The 17,870-nt window shown below is 66.6% G+C and carries 20 protein-coding genes and 1 pseudogene; 8 read left to right on the forward strand and 13 right to left on the reverse strand.

The features are described 5' to 3' along the window. Positions 1 to 27: 27 nt before the first annotated feature. The 7 genes from IEV83_RS03925 to fliK all read right to left on the reverse strand — a co-directional run bounded on the left by IEV83_RS03925 (position 28) and on the right by fliK (position 6,642). Positions 28 to 741, reverse strand: coding sequence for a glutathione S-transferase N-terminal domain-containing protein (locus IEV83_RS03925; protein WP_181758891.1), 714 nt, complete (start codon positions 739 to 741; stop codon positions 28 to 30). A gap of 113 nt (positions 742 to 854) precedes the next feature. Continuing rightward, on the reverse strand, positions 855 to 1,337 hold the full coding sequence (locus tag IEV83_RS03930; RefSeq protein ID WP_181758890.1) for a GNAT family N-acetyltransferase: 483 nt from the start codon (positions 1,335 to 1,337) through the stop codon (positions 855 to 857). 31 nt (positions 1,338 to 1,368) lie between these two features. After that, complete coding sequence (locus IEV83_RS03935; protein WP_181758889.1) at positions 1,369 to 2,058, reverse strand: class I SAM-dependent methyltransferase; 690 nt, start codon at positions 2,056 to 2,058, stop codon at positions 1,369 to 1,371. Next, complete coding sequence (locus IEV83_RS03940; protein WP_181758888.1) at positions 2,058 to 3,293, reverse strand: BtaA family protein; 1,236 nt, start codon at positions 3,291 to 3,293, stop codon at positions 2,058 to 2,060. Before IEV83_RS03940 ends, IEV83_RS03935 begins: the two co-directional genes overlap by 1 nt. Positions 3,294 to 3,383: 90 nt before the next feature. Then, positions 3,384 to 4,868: an Asp-tRNA(Asn)/Glu-tRNA(Gln) amidotransferase subunit GatB gene (gatB, locus tag IEV83_RS03945; protein ID WP_181758887.1), complete on the reverse strand. Its 1,485-nt coding sequence runs from the start codon at positions 4,866 to 4,868 to the stop codon at positions 3,384 to 3,386. Between the two features lie 236 nt (positions 4,869 to 5,104). Next, the gene (locus tag IEV83_RS03950) at positions 5,105 to 5,422 is read right to left on the reverse strand and encodes an EscU/YscU/HrcU family type III secretion system export apparatus switch protein (protein WP_181758886.1); all 318 of its coding nucleotides are present in this window, start codon (positions 5,420 to 5,422) and stop codon (positions 5,105 to 5,107) included. Beyond that, a complete protein-coding gene (fliK, locus tag IEV83_RS03955; protein ID WP_181758885.1) occupies positions 5,419 to 6,642 on the reverse strand; it encodes a flagellar hook-length control protein FliK in 1,224 nt (407 codons plus the stop codon). Before fliK ends, IEV83_RS03950 begins: the two co-directional genes overlap by 4 nt. A gap of 219 nt (positions 6,643 to 6,861) precedes the next feature. Between fliK and IEV83_RS03960 the strand changes: the two genes are divergently transcribed. Further along, positions 6,862 to 7,125, forward strand: coding sequence for a DUF6455 family protein (locus tag IEV83_RS03960; RefSeq protein WP_181758884.1), 264 nt, complete (start codon positions 6,862 to 6,864; stop codon positions 7,123 to 7,125). Positions 7,126 to 7,159: 34 nt separating this feature from the next. On the opposite strand, the gene IEV83_RS03965 is transcribed toward IEV83_RS03960, so the two are convergent. Beyond that, positions 7,160 to 7,459 carry a phosphatidylglycerophosphatase gene (locus IEV83_RS03965; RefSeq protein ID WP_181758883.1) on the reverse strand — a complete coding sequence of 100 codons (300 nt, stop codon included), beginning with the start codon at positions 7,457 to 7,459 and terminating at the stop codon, positions 7,160 to 7,162. 498 nt (positions 7,460 to 7,957) lie between these two features. On the opposite strand from IEV83_RS03965, the gene IEV83_RS03970 reads away from it, so the two are divergent. Next, positions 7,958 to 8,215 carry a YjhX family toxin gene (locus IEV83_RS03970; RefSeq protein WP_181758882.1) on the forward strand — a complete coding sequence of 86 codons (258 nt, stop codon included), beginning with the start codon at positions 7,958 to 7,960 and terminating at the stop codon, positions 8,213 to 8,215. Between the two features lie 94 nt (positions 8,216 to 8,309). On the opposite strand, the gene gatA is transcribed toward IEV83_RS03970, so the two are convergent. From gatA to IEV83_RS03995, 5 genes and pseudogenes are all read right to left on the reverse strand, one after another. Continuing rightward, positions 8,310 to 9,782: an Asp-tRNA(Asn)/Glu-tRNA(Gln) amidotransferase subunit GatA gene (gatA, locus tag IEV83_RS03975; RefSeq protein ID WP_181758881.1), complete on the reverse strand. Its 1,473-nt coding sequence runs from the start codon at positions 9,780 to 9,782 to the stop codon at positions 8,310 to 8,312. Continuing rightward, positions 9,779 to 10,272: pseudogene (locus tag IEV83_RS03980) on the reverse strand (GNAT family N-acetyltransferase). Before IEV83_RS03980 ends, gatA begins: the two are co-directional and overlap by 4 nt. Before the next feature lie 3 nt (positions 10,273 to 10,275). Further along, positions 10,276 to 10,563 carry an Asp-tRNA(Asn)/Glu-tRNA(Gln) amidotransferase subunit GatC gene (gatC, locus tag IEV83_RS03985; RefSeq protein ID WP_181758880.1) on the reverse strand — a complete coding sequence of 96 codons (288 nt, stop codon included), beginning with the start codon at positions 10,561 to 10,563 and terminating at the stop codon, positions 10,276 to 10,278. Positions 10,564 to 10,717: 154 nt separating this feature from the next. Then, on the reverse strand, positions 10,718 to 11,215 hold the full coding sequence (locus IEV83_RS03990) for a hypothetical protein (RefSeq protein WP_181758879.1): 498 nt from the start codon (positions 11,213 to 11,215) through the stop codon (positions 10,718 to 10,720). Between the two features lie 122 nt (positions 11,216 to 11,337). Beyond that, a complete protein-coding gene (locus IEV83_RS03995; RefSeq protein WP_181758878.1) occupies positions 11,338 to 12,045 on the reverse strand; it encodes a metal-dependent hydrolase in 708 nt (235 codons plus the stop codon). Between the two features lie 111 nt (positions 12,046 to 12,156). Here IEV83_RS03995 and ruvX point away from each other — a divergent pair, with 111 nt between their 5' ends. The 6 genes from ruvX to dprA all read left to right on the forward strand — a co-directional run bounded on the left by ruvX (position 12,157) and on the right by dprA (position 17,811). Continuing rightward, a complete protein-coding gene (gene ruvX, locus IEV83_RS04000; RefSeq protein ID WP_181758877.1) occupies positions 12,157 to 12,666 on the forward strand; it encodes a Holliday junction resolvase RuvX in 510 nt (169 codons plus the stop codon). After that, on the forward strand, positions 12,663 to 13,589 hold the full coding sequence (locus IEV83_RS04005; protein WP_181758876.1) for an AEC family transporter: 927 nt from the start codon (positions 12,663 to 12,665) through the stop codon (positions 13,587 to 13,589). Before ruvX ends, IEV83_RS04005 begins: the two co-directional genes overlap by 4 nt. Before the next feature lie 150 nt (positions 13,590 to 13,739). Further along, positions 13,740 to 14,696 (forward strand): aspartate carbamoyltransferase catalytic subunit, encoded by a 957-nt coding sequence (locus tag IEV83_RS04010; protein WP_181758875.1) that lies wholly within the window; start codon positions 13,740 to 13,742, stop codon positions 14,694 to 14,696. A gap of 11 nt (positions 14,697 to 14,707) precedes the next feature. Continuing rightward, positions 14,708 to 16,003, forward strand: a complete 1,296-nt coding sequence (locus IEV83_RS04015) for a dihydroorotase (protein ID WP_181758874.1) — start codon at positions 14,708 to 14,710, stop codon at positions 16,001 to 16,003. Between the two features lie 33 nt (positions 16,004 to 16,036). Beyond that, positions 16,037 to 16,657, forward strand: a complete 621-nt coding sequence (plsY, locus tag IEV83_RS04020; protein WP_181758873.1) for a glycerol-3-phosphate 1-O-acyltransferase PlsY — start codon at positions 16,037 to 16,039, stop codon at positions 16,655 to 16,657. Then, the gene (dprA, locus tag IEV83_RS04025; protein WP_181758872.1) at positions 16,654 to 17,811 is read left to right on the forward strand and encodes a DNA-processing protein DprA; all 1,158 of its coding nucleotides are present in this window, start codon (positions 16,654 to 16,656) and stop codon (positions 17,809 to 17,811) included. Before plsY ends, dprA begins: the two co-directional genes overlap by 4 nt. The last annotated feature ends 59 nt before the right edge of the window (positions 17,812 to 17,870 follow it).

The following is a 17,870-nucleotide window of genomic DNA, read 5'->3' on the forward strand; positions in this document are numbered from 1 at the left end:
ATCAGGCCCCAGACAGGGGCCGCGCGATCAGCTTGCGCGCTGACCGAACAGCACCGCCTGGGCCTTGGTGTCGCTGGACAGATCGAGTTGCCTACGCCTGTCCTCGCCCACGGCAAGACCGCGCCGAACGGCCGGGCGTGCCTTCATCCGCTCCAGCCAGCGCGCCACATTGGGAAAGTCCTTTTCAAGGTCCATTCCCTGTCGCTCCCAGCCGGTGGCCCAGCCCACCAGCGCCATATCGGCGATGGAATAGTCGCCCGCCACGAAGTCGCGCCCTTCCAGCCGCTTGTTGAGAACACCATAGAGCCGGTGCGTCTCGTTGAGGTAGCGGTCCATCGCATAGGGCAGCTTTTCCGGCGCATAGACGCGGAAATGATGGTTCTGGCCGAGCATCGGGCCAAAGCCGCCCATCTGCCACATCAGCCATTCTTCCACCTCGACCCGGGCACGTGGATCCTCCGGATAGAACCGGCCGAACTTGCGGCCGAGATATTGCAGGATCGCCCCGGATTCGAACACCGAGATCGGCGCGCCATCCGGGCCCTCTGGATCGATGATCGCCGGCATCCGGTTGTTGGGCGAGATCTTCAGGAAATCGGGCTTGAACTGGTCACCGGCACCGATGTCCACATAGGTGACCTTGTAGGGAACGCCCAGTTCCTCCAGCATGATGGTGATCTTCCAGCCATTTGGGGTTGGCCAGTAGAACAGCTCGATCGGCTTGGTCTGTGCAGCGCTCATGCATGCATCTCCACGAGAAGCGGTCTTCAAGGAAAAAGCCGCGAGAGACGCCCCACGGCTTGTATGCCCCTGCACGTAAGACACTTCAGCGCGAAGACAATGGCCGGACGGGTTCACAGCATCAGCTTGTAGCCCTCATGGGTCGCCTCATAGCCCAGCGCGCGGTAAAAATCGTGTGAGACCTGCCGCGCCTTGTTTGAGGTGAGCTGCACCAGCGCACACCCCTCCTCCCGCGCCCGCGCCTCGGCAAAGCGCATCATCGCCGCGCCGATCCCCATGCGTCGGACCTCAGGGTTCACATGCACGCTCTCGACCTGCGCCCGCGGTCGCCCCTGAAAGCTCAATCCGTAAAGAAGGGAAAACTCGAAGGACCCGGCAAGGCGCGCCGGATCGTCGTCGAGCCGGGCGACATAGAGCGTCGCGCGCGCCCCGTCCATCATCCGCCGGAAGGCCCGGCGATAGGGCGCAAGGTCAGCCGTCTCCGCTCCGACCCGCACGCCTGCGGCATTGGCCGACATCAGCGCAACGACGGCGGCAAGATCCGCCTCCGTCGCCAGCCGGATCTTCAAAGCGGGCGCAGCGATTTTCTTTTCCATGCGAGGCATGCTCTCCGGCGCGGGGTGAGTCTCAGGCCGGCAGCATACCCCCGTTGACGCGCCCATACACCGCATAGCCGCCATGAAGCGGGACAAGCTCCGCCGTCCGCCCCGCCCGCGCGGCAGCCTCGCCCAGCGCCTCGGCAAGATCGGCCCTCGGGCTGACATGAAAGGCCGCCAGCCAGGCGCGCATCGGCGCACGCAGGAAAGCTGGATATCGCTCCATCTGGCCGAAATCGACCACATGCATCTGCCCGTCCGGGGCGAGAACGCCAATACCGGCCTCCAGTACCGCACGCCAGGGCGGGATCATCGACAGGCTGTAGGACAGAAACACCCGGTTGAACCGCGCTTCCCCGAAGAGCCACGCGGGATCAAAGTCGGAGGCATCGCCCTCGGCCACAAAGACCCGGTCCGACAGCCCGGCCCGGGTGATCGCCGCCCGGGCGCTTGCCAGCATCTCCGCCGAGATATCGACGCCGAAGAACCGTGCCTGCGGATAGCGCCGCGCCGCCAGAATGAGATTGCGGGCGGTGCCGCAGCCCAGTTCCAACACCGTACCGCCGGCAGGCGGCGCCAGATCGGCAATCAGCCGGTCCCGGCCGAACAGATAGTATTTGCGGGTCGCGTCATAGATATGCCGCTGCCAGCGATAGATCCGGTCCATCAGCTCGCCGGACGTCCCCGGAGTGGCCTCAGGCACAGGCACGGGCGCGCTCATCACGCCGCCCGGACATAAAGATGGAACCCGCCGTAGATCGACGACCGGTCGCGGCGGCCATAATCCTCCGAAGCCTCCGCCTCATAATGCCATTGCCCCAAGAGCCCCGGATCGACCCGGCCCGGCAACAGGCTCGGCGCGGCGGCAGTGCGGAACGCCACCCGCGCGCCCGGACGGGCGGTGCGGGTGATCTGCGCCCAAAGTTCGTTCAGTGTCTCGTCCGACATCCAGTCCTGAGCGTCGAGCAGAACGTAGCGGTCGACGCTCTCCGCCGGCTGGTCGGCGAGATGATCGGTGAAGGAGCGGTTGACCACCGTCACCCGGTCGGCGCGGGCGCGGATCTTCTCGAAATGCTCGCGCCGCAGATAGGGCGGCAGCGGTCCGGCCTCATCGTTGGCATAGGAGCGGCCAAAGGCCTGCCAGGCGAAGTAGTTCTCCGAAAGCGGGAAATCGCAGGCGAGTTTTTCCAACCGCTGGCGCAACACACCGGCCATGCTGCCGCCGCTGGAGGCCAACGCCTCATACTGTGCCGGCGGAATGCCGAGCCCGTAGAGCGACACCCGCTTTGAAGTGGCCCAGCGCACCATCCGCTTGTCGAACAGAGGTGCCAGCGCGCTGTCGAAGAAGCTGCGCTGCTCCTCGAGCGAGCGGGCGCGCAGGATGTCCTTCGGATCGATGCCGTAAAGCCGCGCCACCTTGTGCCCGGCACCGATGAAATAGCCAAGCAGGCCGTGGTGATAGAGATCGCGGGCGAACAGCGAGATCCGGCGCCGGCCGGTCACCCCGCGCCGTTCCCAATAGGCGCGGCTGTCCGCATCGAGCCCATCGCGCAGAAAGCGGGTATAGGCCTCGACATTCGCCTTTTCATCCGCCTTGCCGAAGAAGCGGTAGAAGGCATCGTAGCCAGGTAGCCGGCGGGCGGCGGTGAGCTTCAGCCGCGTCAGCGCCACATGCGCCTGGTTGAGGTCGACGGCGGTGATCTGTTCCGGATCCGCGGTCAGATAGCTGAGGACGTTGCAGCCGCCCGAGGCAATGGCGACGACCCGGTGGTCGCGCTCGATGGCGAGCGCTTCCATGTCAATCTCCGGGTCTTCCCAGATCTGCGGATAGACCAGCCCCTTGAACGCCCAGGTGAAAAGCCGCTCCAGCGCGCCCTCGCCTGAAAGCGCGCTGTTGCGATGCACAGCCTGCCCGAGTAGTTCGCGCCTGCCCATGGTGTTGCGCTCAGAGGTCATGCCATCATCTCCCGGCTCAAGAACGTTCGTCTCAAGATGAGCCGGGTAAGCCCGTTCCGTTACGGGATGATGACAGGGTGTTCCCGCGCCTTATTCGATGCCGATCTTCGCCCGCAAGAGGTCGTTGACCGCCTTGGGGTTGGCCTTGCCGCCGGTGGCCTTCATCACCTGGCCGACGAACCAGCCGAGCAGACCCGGCTTTTCCACCGCCTGCGCGGCCTTTTCCGGGTTGGCGGCGATGATCTTGTCGACCTCCGCCTCGATGGCGCCCAGGTCGGTGACCTGCCGCATCCCGCGTGCCTCGACGATCTCCGCCGGGTCGCCGCCCTCGGTCCACAGGATCTCGAACAGCTCCTTGGCGATCTTGCCGGAAATGGTGCCGTCCTTGACCAGATCGACCAGGCCGCCGAGCTGCGCCGCCGTCAGCGGGCTTTCGGAAAGGTCGTGCCCTTCCTTGTTGAGCCGGCCGAAGAACTCGTTGATCACCCAGTTGGCGGAGAGCTTGGCATCGCGCCCCTTGGCCACCTCTTCGAAGAAATCGGCGGAGGCCCGTTCGGCAACGAGGATATCCGCGTCATAGGCCGACAGGCCATAGTCGTTGATGAACCGCGCCTTCTTGTCGTCCGGAAGCTCCGGCAGGTCGTGGGCGAGACCGTCCACATAGGCCTGCTCGAATTCCAGCGGCAGCAGGTCCGGATCGGGGAAGTAGCGATAGTCATGCGCCTCTTCCTTGGAGCGCATGGAGCGGGTCTCGCCCTTCACCGGATCGAACAGGCGGGTCTCCTGATCGATGGTGCCGCCATCCTCCAGAATGCCGATCTGCCGCCGTGCCTCGTATTCAATCGCCTGGCCGACGAAGCGGATCGAGTTGACGTTCTTGATCTCGCAGCGGGTGCCGAAGGCTCCACCCGGCGCGCGCACCGAAACGTTGACGTCGGCGCGCATGGAGCCCTGATCCATGTTGCCGTCGCAGGTGCCCAGATAGCGCAGGATGATGCGCAGCTTGGTCAGATAGGCCTTGGCCTCGTCGGCGGAGCGGATATCCGGCTTGGAGACGATCTCCATCAGCGCCACGCCCGAGCGGTTGAGATCGACGAAGGACATGGTCGGATGCTGGTCGTGCAGCGACTTGCCCGCGTCCTGCTCCAGATGCAGCCGCTCGACCCCGACGGTGACCTGTTCGCCGCCCGGCATGTCGAGCAGGATTTCCCCCTCGCCAACGATCGGCTGCTTGAACTGGGAAATCTGGTAGCCCTGCGGCAGGTCCGGATAGAAGTAGTTCTTGCGGTCGAACACGGATTTCAGGTTGATCTGCGCCTTGAGCCCGAGGCCGGTGCGGATCGCCTGACGCACGCATTCCTCGTTGATCACCGGCAGCATTCCCGGCATCGCCGCATCCACCAGGCTGACGTTGGCATTCGGATCCTTGCCGAACGCCGTCGAGGCGCCGGAGAACAGCTTGGCGTTCGAGGTCACCTGCGCATGGACTTCCATACCGATCACGATTTCCCAGTCGCCGGTGGCGCCCTTGATGAACTTCTTCGGATCGGGGGTGCGGGTGTCGACAAGCGTCATAACGATCAGGTCCTGTTGCTGCGCGCGGGACACGATCCGGGGCCAGCCTGCCGCGAGGCTGGCACCGCATCGGCGGCGCGCCCGATTGGCCGTACGCCCGGAGACCCGGTGCGTCCGACGATAAAGCGAGAAAATGTCGTAAAGCGTTGGGTAGTGGGTCTTGCCCGCGCCCGCAAGAGGGTAGGCCGCGCAATCCGCGCGAAGTTCCGTTTTCGCCGGCGAAACAGGGCACTCTGTCAGCCTAGTGCGTCCGGCTCCTGCAGGATGAAGCGCAGGATCGCCGCCACCGCCTCGTAGAGCTCGGCGGGAATCTCCCGGTCCAGCTCCACGCCGGAAAGTGCCTCCGCCAGTGCCTCATCCTCTTCCACCGGCACCCCGTGCGCGGCGGCAAGCTCCAGGATTTGCGCCGCCACCTCGCCGCGCCCCCGGGCCGTCACCCGCCGTGTGCCGGCACTGTCGTAGCGCAGAGCCACCGCCAGCGGTGTGGTTTTGCGCCCCGGCACCAGAGGCGGGGCATCCGCCTGCCCGCCGGGCCAATCGCTGTCATCGCTCATGAGACCCGGTCCACATATTGCCCGGACGGCGCCGGCGGATCGCCAGGCAGACCAAACAGCACCCGCAACTCCATCACCTGAAGCCCCTGCGCGGACAAGTCCGCGCGCAAGGCGTCGAGCCGGCCTTGCAAGGCCTGACAGGTCGCCTCCCGCTCCGCCCAGACCGTGGCAAAGAGGCGCGGGCCATCGAGGCCGACCGCCGCTTCCACGGCCCCCGTCCAGGCCAAATCGAGGCCGAACCGCACCCGCCAGGCCGGGTGGGCCCCTTCGCCCTCATGGCCTTCCGTATCGTCCCGGCCAATCTGCAGGCTAAGGACACCGGTTTCCCGGCCAATGGCAAGCGGCAACTCCAGCACCCGGTCGAACAGGGCGGTCTCCGGTGCCCCTTCCGCATCGGCAAGAAGTCCGCGCGAGGCAAGCGCCGCGAGCCGCCCCCGGGCCAGCGCCGCCTCCACCTTGCCAAGCAGCAAGGCGGCGATCTCCCCGGCCTCGCCCCGGCTGAGAGCGGCGGCAAGCTCCGGACTGGCCGCCAGCCCTGCCTGGCCACGCGGATGGCGGGAAAGCCCCGGCGGAGCCGGCGGCGCCGCCTGTCGGGGAACCGGAGGCCGACCGCCGGCAAGATCGCGCAGCAGCGCGCGCAAGGTCGCAAGCGCGCCCTCCAGAGATCCCCCGCCTTCCGCGGGCACCACACCGGCGGGGGCTGCGGCACGCAACAGCGCTTGCTGTAATTTGGGCCCGTCGAGCGCTCCATCGCCCCTGAGCCGCAGGCCGAACAGGGCGACGATGGCCGCCTGTACCGCTGGAGGCAACAGGCTGGCCGCCAGCGAGGCCGGGAACCCGGCCAGCGTCGCCGTGGCCCCGGCATAAAGCGGCGCCAGCCCGTCCTGATCGGTGGCAAGCCGGGTGGCCAGATCAGAAATCCGCTGCAGCGCCGCCGCCTCCCGGCTCGCCGCCGTCGTCGGGGCGGGCGTCTCAGGCTCAACATGATAGCGCGGACCATCCGGCCCCTGCGCCACATGCAACCGCGCCCGCGCGCCCACGGGCAGCATCGTTTGGCCCTCCACATCGAATTGATGGGATCCGGCGACAAGCCGCATGACAGAATCGGTGAGATGGCGGGCAACGCGCACGGCAATGACATCGCCGACATTGATCGGCGGCAGGCGCGTCACCGGCGTGACCGCCACTATTCCGGCCGGTGTCGAAATGCGCGAGACCATCCCCTCCCCACCGTATTTGGCCCTCTCCCGATCGTACCGGGCTCTGAGAAGAGAAGATTAGCAGATTCGCCCTTCGGGAACGATTGCGCGCCCCGGATCAACCGAAGGCTGCAGCCCGAATTGATCTTGATCAATTCGTTGCGAACGCAACCATCTCATACTTGTGCCGATTGAAGACGCGCACGGCGCGTCCAGCGGATGGGCGGAAGGAGACGCGACATGGGGATCTTGCAACGGATGGACGAGCGCGCCACCCTGATGGGCCGGATGATGCGCACGGTCGGCGCCGACGAAGGCATGTCGGCAGACATGGGCCTGGGTCTGGCGCTCCACAGCGCCGCACAGAAGTGCCTTGGCTGCGACAGGCCGGAGGAATGCGCCGGCTGGCTTGACGCGCACCAAAACACCGGCGCCGATCACGCGCCGGACTACTGCCCCAATGCGAACCTGTTTGCCGACTGGAGCGGCCAGCGAGCGAAGTAGACGGGCGAAGTAGACCGGCCGACCAACCCCAATATCAGCGGCGACGGGACTTGCCGCGCAGGCCATAGGTCAGCGCGGCTGCCAACCCGCCGCCGACGAAGCGGAACGGGAAGACCGCAAGCGGCCCGCCCTCATAGCCCCCCACCGGCGACATGCCGCTCAGGTTGAGCGCGGCATCGAGCAAGACGGAGAGCGCGGCGGCGGCAAAGCCAGCGACAATCAGCTTCACCCGGGCATCGGCATACCAACCAAGCGCGGCGCCGATCAGCAGGGTGAATGGATTGACGAGGCCGGCAAGGCCAAACAGGACGGGAAGAGATTCGGCTAGGGTCATGCCTCTCTTCTAAATCAACCTGCGCGAATGCGAAATCACCTGAAACGCATGAGATGGCCCTGAGCGGACCGGCGCATTGCCGTTCTCGCCTGCCATCCCTCGCCCCCCGGGGTCTGCGTCCTTGCGGCAACACCCGGCAGCCCGTTTTCGGCAAACCGCTCCCCGCCCCTTGCGCCTTTTCCAGCCAGGCATCAGATTTGCCCCGTCGATCCAATGGAGTTTTGATGCGCGGAAATCGCGAGTCCCGGTAACGGCCGGTCCGAAAGCGGACCGGACGAGGAACACAGAAGGCACACCGGCACCCCAGCATGGGGTGTGAGCGGAGCACCCTGCCGTTCCTTCATCATCGAGGTTGCCCGCCGGCGGCGCATTGCGCAACGACCGGCCTCCCTAAAGGGCACCCCGAAACGGACATGACGCACGACCACAGACCAGTTCCTGCCGGCGCCACATCCTGCGGCGCGGCACCGGTCTCGTGCGCGCAATTTTCGGACTTCCATGGACATTTCCAAACCCGAACAGCGGGTGCTGCACCTGTTGGCGCAGGGCGGACGGATCGACGTCGAAAAGGACGATCGCGGCCGCATCATCGACAGCACCTGCATCACCCGCGATGGCTGGCACCACAACGGCTGTCCGCTGCCGCTTTTCAAGAAGCTGAAACGGCGCAGGCTGATCGCCTCGCGCGGCGGCGGGCCCTATCGCATCACCCGGCTCGGCCTTTATCGCGTACGCGCCGAACCGGACAATCGCTAGGATACGCCCTTGTAAACACATGCAAAAACCGCCGCCGGATCGCTCCGGCGGCGGCCTTGTCATCAAGACATTTTCTGAGGGAGCCGACCGGCTCCTACCACCAGCGGGTCGGCTCGAACCGGCCGGCAGCCTGCTCGATGGTCGAGCCGAGGCTGTAGAGGGTTTCCTCGTCGAACGGACGGCCAATCAACTGCAGGCCGAGCGGCAGGCCATCGCCATTCACCCCCGCCGGCACGGCAAGGCTCGGCAGGCCGGCCATGTTCACCGTCACCGTGAAGATGTCATTGAGGTACATGGAGACCGGATCGGAAAACTCGCCCGGGGCGAAGGCCGCGTCCGGCGTCGCCGGCGCCAGGATCGCATCGACGCCGGCCTGGAACGCCAGATCGAAGTCGCGCTTGATCAGCGTGCGCACCTTCTGCGCCTTCAGGTAATAGGCATCGTAATAGCCCGCCGACAGCACATAGGTGCCGATCAGCACCCGGCGCTTGACCTCGGTGCCGAATCCGGCGGCCCGGGTGTTTTCATACATGTCGGCAATGTCGGTGCCGTCGACGCGAAGCCCGTACCGCACGCCGTCATAGCGGGCGAGGTTGGACGAGGCTTCCGCCGGCGCGACGATGTAATAGGCCGGCAGGGCGTATTTGGTGTGCGGCAGGGAAATCTCGACGATCTCCGCGCCTGCGTCCTTCAGCCAGGCAATGCCCTGCTGCCACAGGCTGTCGACCGCGCCCTGCATGCCCTCGACCCGGTATTCGGCCGGAATGCCGATCTTCAGCCCCTTGACCGAACGGCCCACCGCCGCCTCGTAGTCCGGCACCGGCCGGTCCACCGAGGTGGTATCCTTGGGATCGACCGAAGCCATCGACCGCAACAGGATCGCGTTGTCGCGCACGGTCCGGGTGATCGGCCCGGCCTGATCGAGCGAGGAGGCATAGGCCACCACGCCCCAGCGCGAGCAGCGCCCGTAGGTCGGCTTCATGCCGACGGTACCGGTCAGCGCCGCCGGCTGGCGGATCGAGCCGCCGGTGTCGGTCGCCGTTGCCCCGAGGCACAGCCCGGCCGCCACGGCCGCCGCCGAACCACCGGAGGAACCGCCAGGCACCAGCGCCTGATCGGAGTCCTTGCGCCGCCACGGGTTGATCGCCTTGCCGTGGCAGGAGGTCTCGTTGGAGGAGCCCATGGCGAATTCGTCCATGTTCAGCTTGCCCAGCATCACCGCGCCATCGGCCCAGAGGTTGGCGGTGACGGTCGATTCGTAATGGGGCTTGAAGTCCTTGAGGATGTTGCTGCACGCTTGGGTATGCACGCCCCGGGTGGCGAACAGGTCCTTGATGCCGAGCGGAATGCCCTCCAGCGCCCCGCCGGTGCCATTGGCCAGCTTCTCGTCGGACCGCGCCGCCATTGCCCGCGCCTCGTCGCCGGTCACCGCCACATAGGCGTTCAGCGCCGGATTGCCGGCGGCAATCGCGTCCAGAAAGGCGCCGGTCAGCTCGCTCGCGCTGATGTCGCGCGCCGACAGCTTGTCACGCGCCTCGGCCAGGGTCAGGTTGGTCAACTCGCTCATGGGCTATTCTCTTCAGGCTTTGGATTCAGCGGCTTTTCGTAAAAAACCGAATATTCGGTCTCGGGATAGTCAAGCACGGCAGCGCAGCGAACGAACCCGGCCCGCTCATAGACGCGCCAGGCGGCCGGATGGCGGTGACCGGTCTCCAGCACCAGCCGAAGAAGGCCCTCCTGCTGCGCCAGCGCCCCATCCGCTTCAAGGCCCGCTCCAGGATCAGACCGCCGATGCCGCGCCCCTGCGCCTCCGGGCGGGTGAACATCCGCTTCAACTCGCCGATACCGGCCGGATGGCGCCGCAACGCGCCGCAGCCGATTGCCCTCCCCTCTTCGCGGGCGACGAAAACGCTCGTCGCAGGCCCCGCCATCTCCTCCACCGACATGTGATAGCAATGCTCAGTGGGGGTCAGCGCCAGAAGCGCCGCGTTGAGTTCGGCAATCAGCTCCCGCATCTCGTCGGTCAGCGGGCTTTCCACGCCGATCGACACGGGCATGGATTATTCCACCACCTTCGGGACCATGAAGAAATTGTCTTCCGAGGCCGGCGCATTGGCGACCACGTCGGCGGCATAATCACCGTCGGTGACCTCGTCCGCGCGCTTCTTCATGCTTTGCTCGACCACCGAGGTCATCGGCTCCACATCGGACACGTCGACCTCATCAAGCTGCTCGACGAAGGCGAGGATGTTGTTGAGGTCTCCGGTCATCTGACCGGCCTCGTCGTCCGTGACCTTGATGCGCGCGAGATGCGCGACGCGTTTCACAGTGTCGATATCGACGGACATCTGGTTCTCCGGGCTGTGGGGATCGGGCAAACGGCCGATCCTTGAACTGTCCCCGGCCTATATCACCTGCCTTTGCCCGGCGGCAAGCCACAGGCCGGAGATCGGCGCCCCGATACCCGATTTAAGCCCTGCCCCCGGAAATTGGCGCCCGACCTCAGGCGCAGATCCGCGCCTGGTTCGTCCCGGCAAGACAAGCGGCGGTCCCGCCACTTTGCATCAACCGGACCGTGCCAGGCTCCGGCGCCAGCATCCCCGCCTCCAGCGCCGCCGAGATCGCCGGAGCCAGAGCCGCACCGCGATACTGCCGCTCCTCCACCACCTGTCCGCCCGACCAGCGCTGCTGGTAAAGCACCTCATCGCGCACCAGCTTGCCGTCGGTGTCGACCCCATCGAACCGGCACAGAACGGCCGCTGTCTCCCCCGGCCGGTCGCGGCACAGCCGGTCGATCGTGCCGCGCATCATCACCGCCCGCCGCAGGATCGGTTGCAGCTTGCGGAAATAGGTCTCCGCGTCGCGGGCCACCAGCACATCGTTTTCGAAGACGCGGATGGCCGACGCGTGGAACTCCCGCGCCGCCGCGCCAAGATCGCCTGCGGCAAGATGGACCAGATACGCATCGACACTGGAACGGAAATGGATCGGAGGCGACATGGGAGCTCCGGCGGAACACGAGGTGAAAACGGAAACGCAAGACCAACGGCAACATCAAGAACATTACGTGAACATTTGCCGCTTGTCCACCGCGTTTCCGCTCCTATCGATGCGCCCCGCGCTCAGGCCTCCAGCGCAGCCCCCGGGGTCATCACCCGCACCGTCTCCGCCTTGTCGCCCATTTCCTCCACGAAGGCATCGGCGGAGGCCGCCAGAATCGGGAAGGTTCCGAAATGACAGGGAATGACGGTGTCGAAGTCGAAATAGCGCCGGCAGGCAAGCGCCGCCGAGCGTGCCCCCATGGTGAAGCGGTCGCCGATCGGCACGATGCCGATCTTGGGCGCATGCAGATCGTGGATCAGCGCCATGTCGCTGAAGATGTCCGTGTCGCCCATATGCAGCAGCGTCGGCTCGCCGGGCGCGGAAACCACGATGCCGTTGGCGGTACCGAGATAGACCGGTGGCCAGCCGTTCGCCTGAGAGGAGGAGCTGTGCTGGGCCTGGGTCAGCGACACCTGGAACGGGCCGACATCGACGGTGCCACCGCAGCCCATCGGATTGACCGCCTCGATGCCCTGCGACTGGACCCAGCTCACGATCTCGAAATTCGCCGTCACCTGGGCGCCGGTGCTGCGGGCGATCTCCACCACATCGCCGATATGATCGTCGTGGCCATGGGTGATCAGGATATGGGTGACGCCGGCGCTGGCGGTGGCCACGTCGAGCCCTGCGGGGAAGGACGGGTTCCCCGTCATGAACGGGTCGATCAGGATCGACGCATCCTTGATGTCGACGCGAAAGGCCGAGTGTCCGAAGAAGGTGATTTTCATGGTGGGGCAACTCCCTGTGACAGGTCCGACTGGCGGACGCTCTGAGTCCGCAACCAGCTTCGACAATGCCGCGATCTGTTCCATCGGGCAAACCCATGCTAAAGCGCCAGAATGGCAAATGACCCGCTCCTGTCCCATGAGGACTTCGCCGCCCTGCTGCCGGCCACCGGCCGGCTGATCGGCCTCGACCTTGGCACCAAGACCATCGGATTGTCCCTGTCCGACCTGGGGCGTGGCATCGCCACGCCGCTGGAGACCATCCGGCGCAAGAAATTCGGCGTCGATGCCGCCCGGCTGCTGGAAATCTGCACCCAGCATCAGGTGTGCGGTCTGGTGATCGGCCTGCCGCTCAACATGGATGGCAGCGAAGGCCCACGAGTGCAGGCGACCCGCGCCTTTGCCCGCAACCTCGCCCCCCTCACCGACCTGCCGATGACCGCCTGGGACGAACGGCTGTCGACCGCCGCCGTCACCCGCACCCTGATCGAGGCGGACCGGTCGCGCGCGCGCCGGGCCGAACTCGTGGACAAGATGGCCGCCTCCTACATCCTGCAAGGGCTGCTCGACCGGTTCGCCCATATGCGCAGGGCCGCCAGCACCGAGCCGACCGACCGGCCATGAGCGGTGTCCTCAACGCCCTGATCCCGGTCCTTCTGGTCATCGCCGCCGGCCATGTGGTCGCCCGCATGGGGCTGATCACCGGCGATCAGTGGCGCGGCATCGAGAAGATCACCTATTTCCTGCTGTTTCCGGCGATCATCATTTCCAATGTCGCCCGCACCGACTTCATGGCACTGCCCGCCTTCGGCATGAGCGCCACCCTGGTGCTGTCGATCCTGGCCATGGCGGTGCTGGGTCTGGCGCTGCAACCGCTGCTGAAACGCGCCTTCGCCATCGACGGTCCGCGCTTCACCTCCATCTTTCAAGGGGCGATCCGCTGGAACACCTTCGTCGCGCTGGCCATCGCCGATGAGCTGCTCGGCGCCGATGGCGTGGCCCTGCTCGCGGTTGCCATCGTCGCCATGGTGCCGCTGCTCAACGTCATCTGCGTGCTGGTTCTGTCCCGATTCGCCAGCGGCAGCGCGCCCGGCGCGCGCAAGCTGATCCTCGACCTTCTGAAGAACCCGTTCATCTGGTCGACCGGCCTCGGCCTTGCCCTCAATGTCAGCGGCCTGCCGCTGCCTGGCTTCGCCTGGTCGACCCTGACAATCCTCGGCAGCGCCGCCCTGCCGATCGGCATCGTCTGCGTCGGCGCCGGGCTCGACCTCAACGCCCTGCGCCGGCCCGGCCCGGCGCTCACCACCGCTACGCTTCTGAAACTCCTGGTGATGCCCGCCTTCGGCGTCCTCTTCGCCAGCCTCATCGGGCTGGACGGACCGGCCCGCATCGCCGTCCTGATCGCCCTTTCCGTGCCCAGCGCCGGCGGTTCCTTCCTGCTCGCCCGGCAGATGGGCGGCGACGCCAAGCTGATGGCGGAAATCCTGACATTGCAAACCCTCGCCGCCGCCCTCACCATGCCGCTGGTGCTGTTGCTCGCGGTCTGAGCCCCCGCACGGGTCACGCAAAGCCCCCCCACGGTCACGCGAAGGAAGCCTCCGCCCCTCGCGCGGACAAGAAGCGCGGTGGAGAAATCGGCCGCCCCTGATGCGCCGTGCTTGAGAAACGCCGAAGATCCGCCTATAGGGTTGCCTTTAATGAGCGCATCCATTCCCCCCGCCGCGGACGTCTATCCGCATCGTCACCTGCTCGGGATCGAAGGTCTCCAGCCGCAGGACATCCTCATGCTTCTCGACCGCGCCGAAGCGGCCGTGGAGATCAGCCGTCAGGTCGAGAAGAAGAAATCGGTGCTGCGTGGCCGCACCCAGATCAATCTGTTCTTCGAAGCCTCGACCCGCACCCAATCCTCCTTCGAGATCGCCGGCAAGCGCCTTGGCGCCGACGTGATGAACATGTCCGTCTCCTCTTCCTCGGTGAAGAAGGGCGAGACGCTGATCGACACGGCGGCGACACTGAACGCGATGCACCCGGACATCATCGTCGTGCGCCACCATGCCGCCGGCGCGGTGCATCTCTTGGCGCAGAAGGTTGGCTGTTCGGTGATCAACGCCGGTGACGGCGCCCATGAACACCCGACCCAGGCGCTGCTCGATGCGCTGACCATCCGCCGGCACAAGGGCAAGATCGCCCGCCTGACCGTGACGATCTGCGGCGACATCCTGCATTCGCGGGTTGCCCGGTCGAACATCATCCTGCTCAATGCGCTCGGCGCGCGGGTCAAGGTCGTGGCGCCTGCGACACTGCTTCCCTCCGGCATCGAACAGATGGGCGTGGAAGTCTGCCGCGACATGCGCCAGGGCCTCGACGGCGCCGATATCGTCATGATGCTGCGGCTGCAGCGCGAGCGCATGTCCGGCGCCTTCATCCCCTCCGTGCGCGAGTATTTCCGCTACTACGGTCTCGACCGGGAAAAGCTGTCCGCCGCCAAGCCGGACGCGCTGGTCATGCACCCCGGGCCGATGAACCGGGGTGTGGAGATCGACCCGGAGATCGCCGACGGGCCGCAAAGCCTCATTCGCGAACAGGTGGAAATGGGCGTCGCCGTGCGCATGGCCGTCCTGGAAGCCCTCGCAGCGCATCTGCCCACCCGATGAGGACACCGGATATGGCGACACCCGCGACCCCGCTCGTTCTCACCAATGCCCGGGTCATCGACCCGGCCCGCGATCTGGACGCCCCCGGCGCCGTGATCGTCGAAGACGGCGTCATCCGCGCCGCCGGCCCCGAGGCGATCAATCAAGGCGCGCCGGATGGCGCAAGGGTCCTCGATGTCGCCGGGGCGGTCGTCGCTCCGGGGCTGATCGACATGGGCGTCACCGTCGGCGAACCGGGCGGCGAGCACCGGGAAACACTTGCCAGCGCTAGCCAGGCGGCCGCCGCCGGCGGCGTCACCACCATGGTCACCTCGCCGCAGACCGAACCGGTGATCGACGATCCGGCGCTGGTCGATTTCATCCTGCGCCGGGCGCGCGACACCGCCTGCGTGCGCGTTCACCCGATGGCCGCGCTCACCAAGGGGCTGCACGGCACCGAGATGAGCGAGATGGGCCTGTTGCAGGAGGCCGGGGCGGTCGCCTTCGCCAATGGCCATCGCTCGGTCACCCATTCGGGCATCATGCGCCGCCTGCTGACCTATGCGCGCGACTTCGACGCCCTCGTCGTCCATCACACCGAGGATCCGGATCTGGCCGGAGACGGGGTGCTGAACGAGGGGCTGATCGCCAGCTGGAAGGGCCTGCCCGCCAGCCCGCGCGAGGCGGAGATCATCATGATGGAACGGGACCTGCGCCTCGCCGCGCTGACCCGTGGCCGCTACCACGCCCAACTCATCTCCTGCGCCGACAGCACCCGGGCGATGGCCCGGGCCAAGAACGACGGGCTCGACGTCACCTGCGGCATCTCCATCAACCACCTGACGCTCAACGAAAACGACATCGGCCCCTACCGGACCTTCTTCAAGATGTCGCCGCCGCTGCGGTCGGAGGAGGAACGCCAGGCGATGGTCTCAAGCCTTGCCGATGGCACCATCGACGTGATCACCTCCAATCATGACCCGCAGGACGTGGAGACCAAGCGGCACCCCTTCGCCGAGGCCGCCGATGGCGCCATCGGCCTGGAAACCCTGCTCTCCGCCGGCCTGCGGCTGGTGCACTCGGGCGATCTGTCCCTGACGCGCCTGCTGGCGGCGATGACCTGCAACCCGGCGCGCCGGCTTGGTCTTGCCAGCGGACGGCTTGCCGCCGGGGCGCCGGCCGATCTCGTCGTGTTCGACCCGGACCGGCCCTGGATTCTGGAAAAGAGCGAGATCCATTCCCGGTCGAAAAACACGCCGTTCGAGGGCGCCCGTTTTTCCGGCAAGGTCCTTCACACCATTGTTGCGGGACGCGAGGTCTCGCCCTAGTCTTGCCGCCAAAGCGCAACCGGAGGCTGCACATTGCCCGACCCGATCAGTTGGGGGTTCGACTGGCCCTATTACCTGACCGCCCTGGCCTTCGGCTATCTGCTCGGCGCCATTCCATTCGGGCTGTTGATCACCCGCCTTGCCGGTGAAGGCGACATCCGCCAGATCGGCTCCGGCAATATCGGCACCACCAATGTGCTGCGCACCGGCAAGAAGCACCTTGCCGCCCTGACCCTTGTCGGCGACATGCTGAAGGGAACGGTGGCGGTGCTGATCGCCGGGCGATACGGCGGACCGGATATCGCCCTGATCGCCGGGCTCGGCGCCTTCCTCGGCCACCTTTTCCCGCTGTGGCTGCGGTTTCGCGGCGGCAAGGGGGTGGCCACCTATCTCGGCATCCTCTTCGGCCTGTTCTGGCCGGCGGCCCTTTGCTTCATCGGCGTCTGGATCGGGATGGCCCTCGCGCTGCGCTATTCGTCGCTGTCGGCTCTGGTTGCCAGCCTGTTCAGCCCGGCCCTGCTCTATTGGATGTTCGACCGGGTGCAGATGGCGGAGATGATGGCGCTTCTGACGCTGCTGCTCTGGGCCAAGCATCACGAGAACATCCGCCGCCTGCTCACGGGCACGGAAAGCCGGATCGGCAGCAAGGGATGAGCGCCGACGCCGCCGTCCCGCCTGGCCACAGGGCCCTGACGGATCGGCAGCGCCTTGCATGGCTGCGGCTCATCCGCTCGGAAAACGTCGGACCGATCACCTTTCGCGAACTGGTCAATCACACCGGCTCGGCGGAAACCGCCCTTGATGCCCTGCCGGAACTGTCGCGCCGGGGCGGCAAGCGCCGCATCCGCATCCACCCGCTTGAGGAGGCGGAAGCGGAAGTCGAGGCGCTGCACCGGCTTGGCGGCCATTTCCGGGCCCTGGGCGAATATGGCTATCCGCCGCTCCTGCGCCAGGTGGACGGCGCCCCGCCCCTGATCGCCGTGCGCGGCGCGGACGCGCCGCTTGCCGATCCCGCCGCCATTGCCATCGTCGGCGCCCGCAACGCCTCGCTGGCCGGCCAGAAGATCGCCGGCGAGATCGCCGCGCATCTGTCCAACGCCGGCTATCGGGTCATTTCCGGCCTGGCCCGCGGCATCGACACCGCCGCCCACCGGGCGTCCCTTGCCGGTGGTACGGTGGCGGTGCTGGCCGGCGGCGTCGATATTCTCTACCCGCCGCAGAACCGGCAATTGCTGGAGGATCTGCTGGCCGCCGGTGGCGCACTCGTCAGCGAAATGCCGCTCGGCTGGAAGCCCCGCGCGCGCGACTTCCCCCGCCGCAACCGGCTGATCTCGGGAATATCGCTGGCAACGGTGCTGATCGAGGCGGCCCGGGCCTCAGGGTCGCTGCACACCGCCCGCTTTGCCGCCGAACAGAACCGGGAGGTGTTCGTCGTGCCCGGCTCGCCGCTCGACCCGCGCTCCGAGGGTGGCAACAAGCTGATCCGCGATGGCGCCACCCTGGTCGGCAGCGGCGCCGATGTGATCGAGAGCCTCGGCCCCCACCATCATGGCGACCCGTTCCTGCCAATCGACATTGAAGAGCCCAGCCGCGATGCGCCCCGGCAGCCGCTCACAGTCGACGACGGCACCCGTGCCGCGCTGCTCTCAGCCCTCGGCTCGACGCCGGTCGACGTGGATGAAGTGATCCGTTTCACCGGTCTCGATACCCGGGCGGTCAACGTGGTACTGCTGGAATTGGAACTCGCCGGCCGGCTTGAACGCCATCGCGGCAACACGGTCTCGCTGATCGACAGCCGCTACGGCTGACGCCGCCTCCACTTCCTCGAAAGGCACTCCCGCCGATACCGGCGATCCGCGCCCTCTTG

The sequence above is a fragment of the Stappia taiwanensis genome (assembly GCF_014635285.1).
In the GTDB taxonomy this organism is placed as follows: Bacteria; Pseudomonadota; Alphaproteobacteria; order Rhizobiales; family Stappiaceae; genus Stappia; species Stappia taiwanensis.

Excerpts from the sequence above, each read along its gene's own strand:
- IEV83_RS03925 (WP_181758891.1), bottom strand. The coding sequence starts at position 741 with ATGAGCGCTGCACAGACCAAGCCGATCGAGCTGTTCTACTGGCCAACC.
- IEV83_RS03930 (WP_181758890.1), bottom strand. The coding sequence starts at position 1,337 with ATGGAAAAGAAAATCGCTGCGCCCGCTTTGAAGATCCGGCTGGCGACG.
- IEV83_RS03935 (WP_181758889.1), bottom strand. The coding sequence starts at position 2,058 with ATGAGCGCGCCCGTGCCTGTGCCTGAGGCCACTCCGGGGACGTCCGGC.
- IEV83_RS03940 (WP_181758888.1), bottom strand. The coding sequence starts at position 3,293 with ATGACCTCTGAGCGCAACACCATGGGCAGGCGCGAACTACTCGGGCAG.
- gatB (WP_181758887.1), bottom strand. The coding sequence starts at position 4,868 with ATGACGCTTGTCGACACCCGCACCCCCGATCCGAAGAAGTTCATCAAG.
- IEV83_RS03950 (WP_181758886.1), bottom strand. The coding sequence starts at position 5,422 with ATGAGCGATGACAGCGATTGGCCCGGCGGGCAGGCGGATGCCCCGCCT.
- fliK (WP_181758885.1), bottom strand. The coding sequence starts at position 6,642 with ATGGTCTCGCGCATTTCGACACCGGCCGGAATAGTGGCGGTCACGCCG.
- IEV83_RS03960 (WP_181758884.1), top strand. The coding sequence starts at position 6,862 with ATGGGGATCTTGCAACGGATGGACGAGCGCGCCACCCTGATGGGCCGG.
- IEV83_RS03965 (WP_181758883.1), bottom strand. The coding sequence starts at position 7,459 with ATGACCCTAGCCGAATCTCTTCCCGTCCTGTTTGGCCTTGCCGGCCTC.
- IEV83_RS03970 (WP_181758882.1), top strand. The coding sequence starts at position 7,958 with ATGGACATTTCCAAACCCGAACAGCGGGTGCTGCACCTGTTGGCGCAG.
- gatA (WP_181758881.1), bottom strand. The coding sequence starts at position 9,782 with ATGAGCGAGTTGACCAACCTGACCCTGGCCGAGGCGCGTGACAAGCTG.
- gatC (WP_181758880.1), bottom strand. The coding sequence starts at position 10,563 with ATGTCCGTCGATATCGACACTGTGAAACGCGTCGCGCATCTCGCGCGC.
- IEV83_RS03990 (WP_181758879.1), bottom strand. The coding sequence starts at position 11,215 with ATGTCGCCTCCGATCCATTTCCGTTCCAGTGTCGATGCGTATCTGGTC.
- IEV83_RS03995 (WP_181758878.1), bottom strand. The coding sequence starts at position 12,045 with ATGAAAATCACCTTCTTCGGACACTCGGCCTTTCGCGTCGACATCAAG.
- ruvX (WP_181758877.1), top strand. The coding sequence starts at position 12,157 with ATGGCAAATGACCCGCTCCTGTCCCATGAGGACTTCGCCGCCCTGCTG.
- IEV83_RS04005 (WP_181758876.1), top strand. The coding sequence starts at position 12,663 with ATGAGCGGTGTCCTCAACGCCCTGATCCCGGTCCTTCTGGTCATCGCC.
- IEV83_RS04010 (WP_181758875.1), top strand. The coding sequence starts at position 13,740 with ATGAGCGCATCCATTCCCCCCGCCGCGGACGTCTATCCGCATCGTCAC.
- IEV83_RS04015 (WP_181758874.1), top strand. The coding sequence starts at position 14,708 with ATGGCGACACCCGCGACCCCGCTCGTTCTCACCAATGCCCGGGTCATC.
- dprA (WP_181758872.1), top strand. The coding sequence starts at position 16,654 with ATGAGCGCCGACGCCGCCGTCCCGCCTGGCCACAGGGCCCTGACGGAT.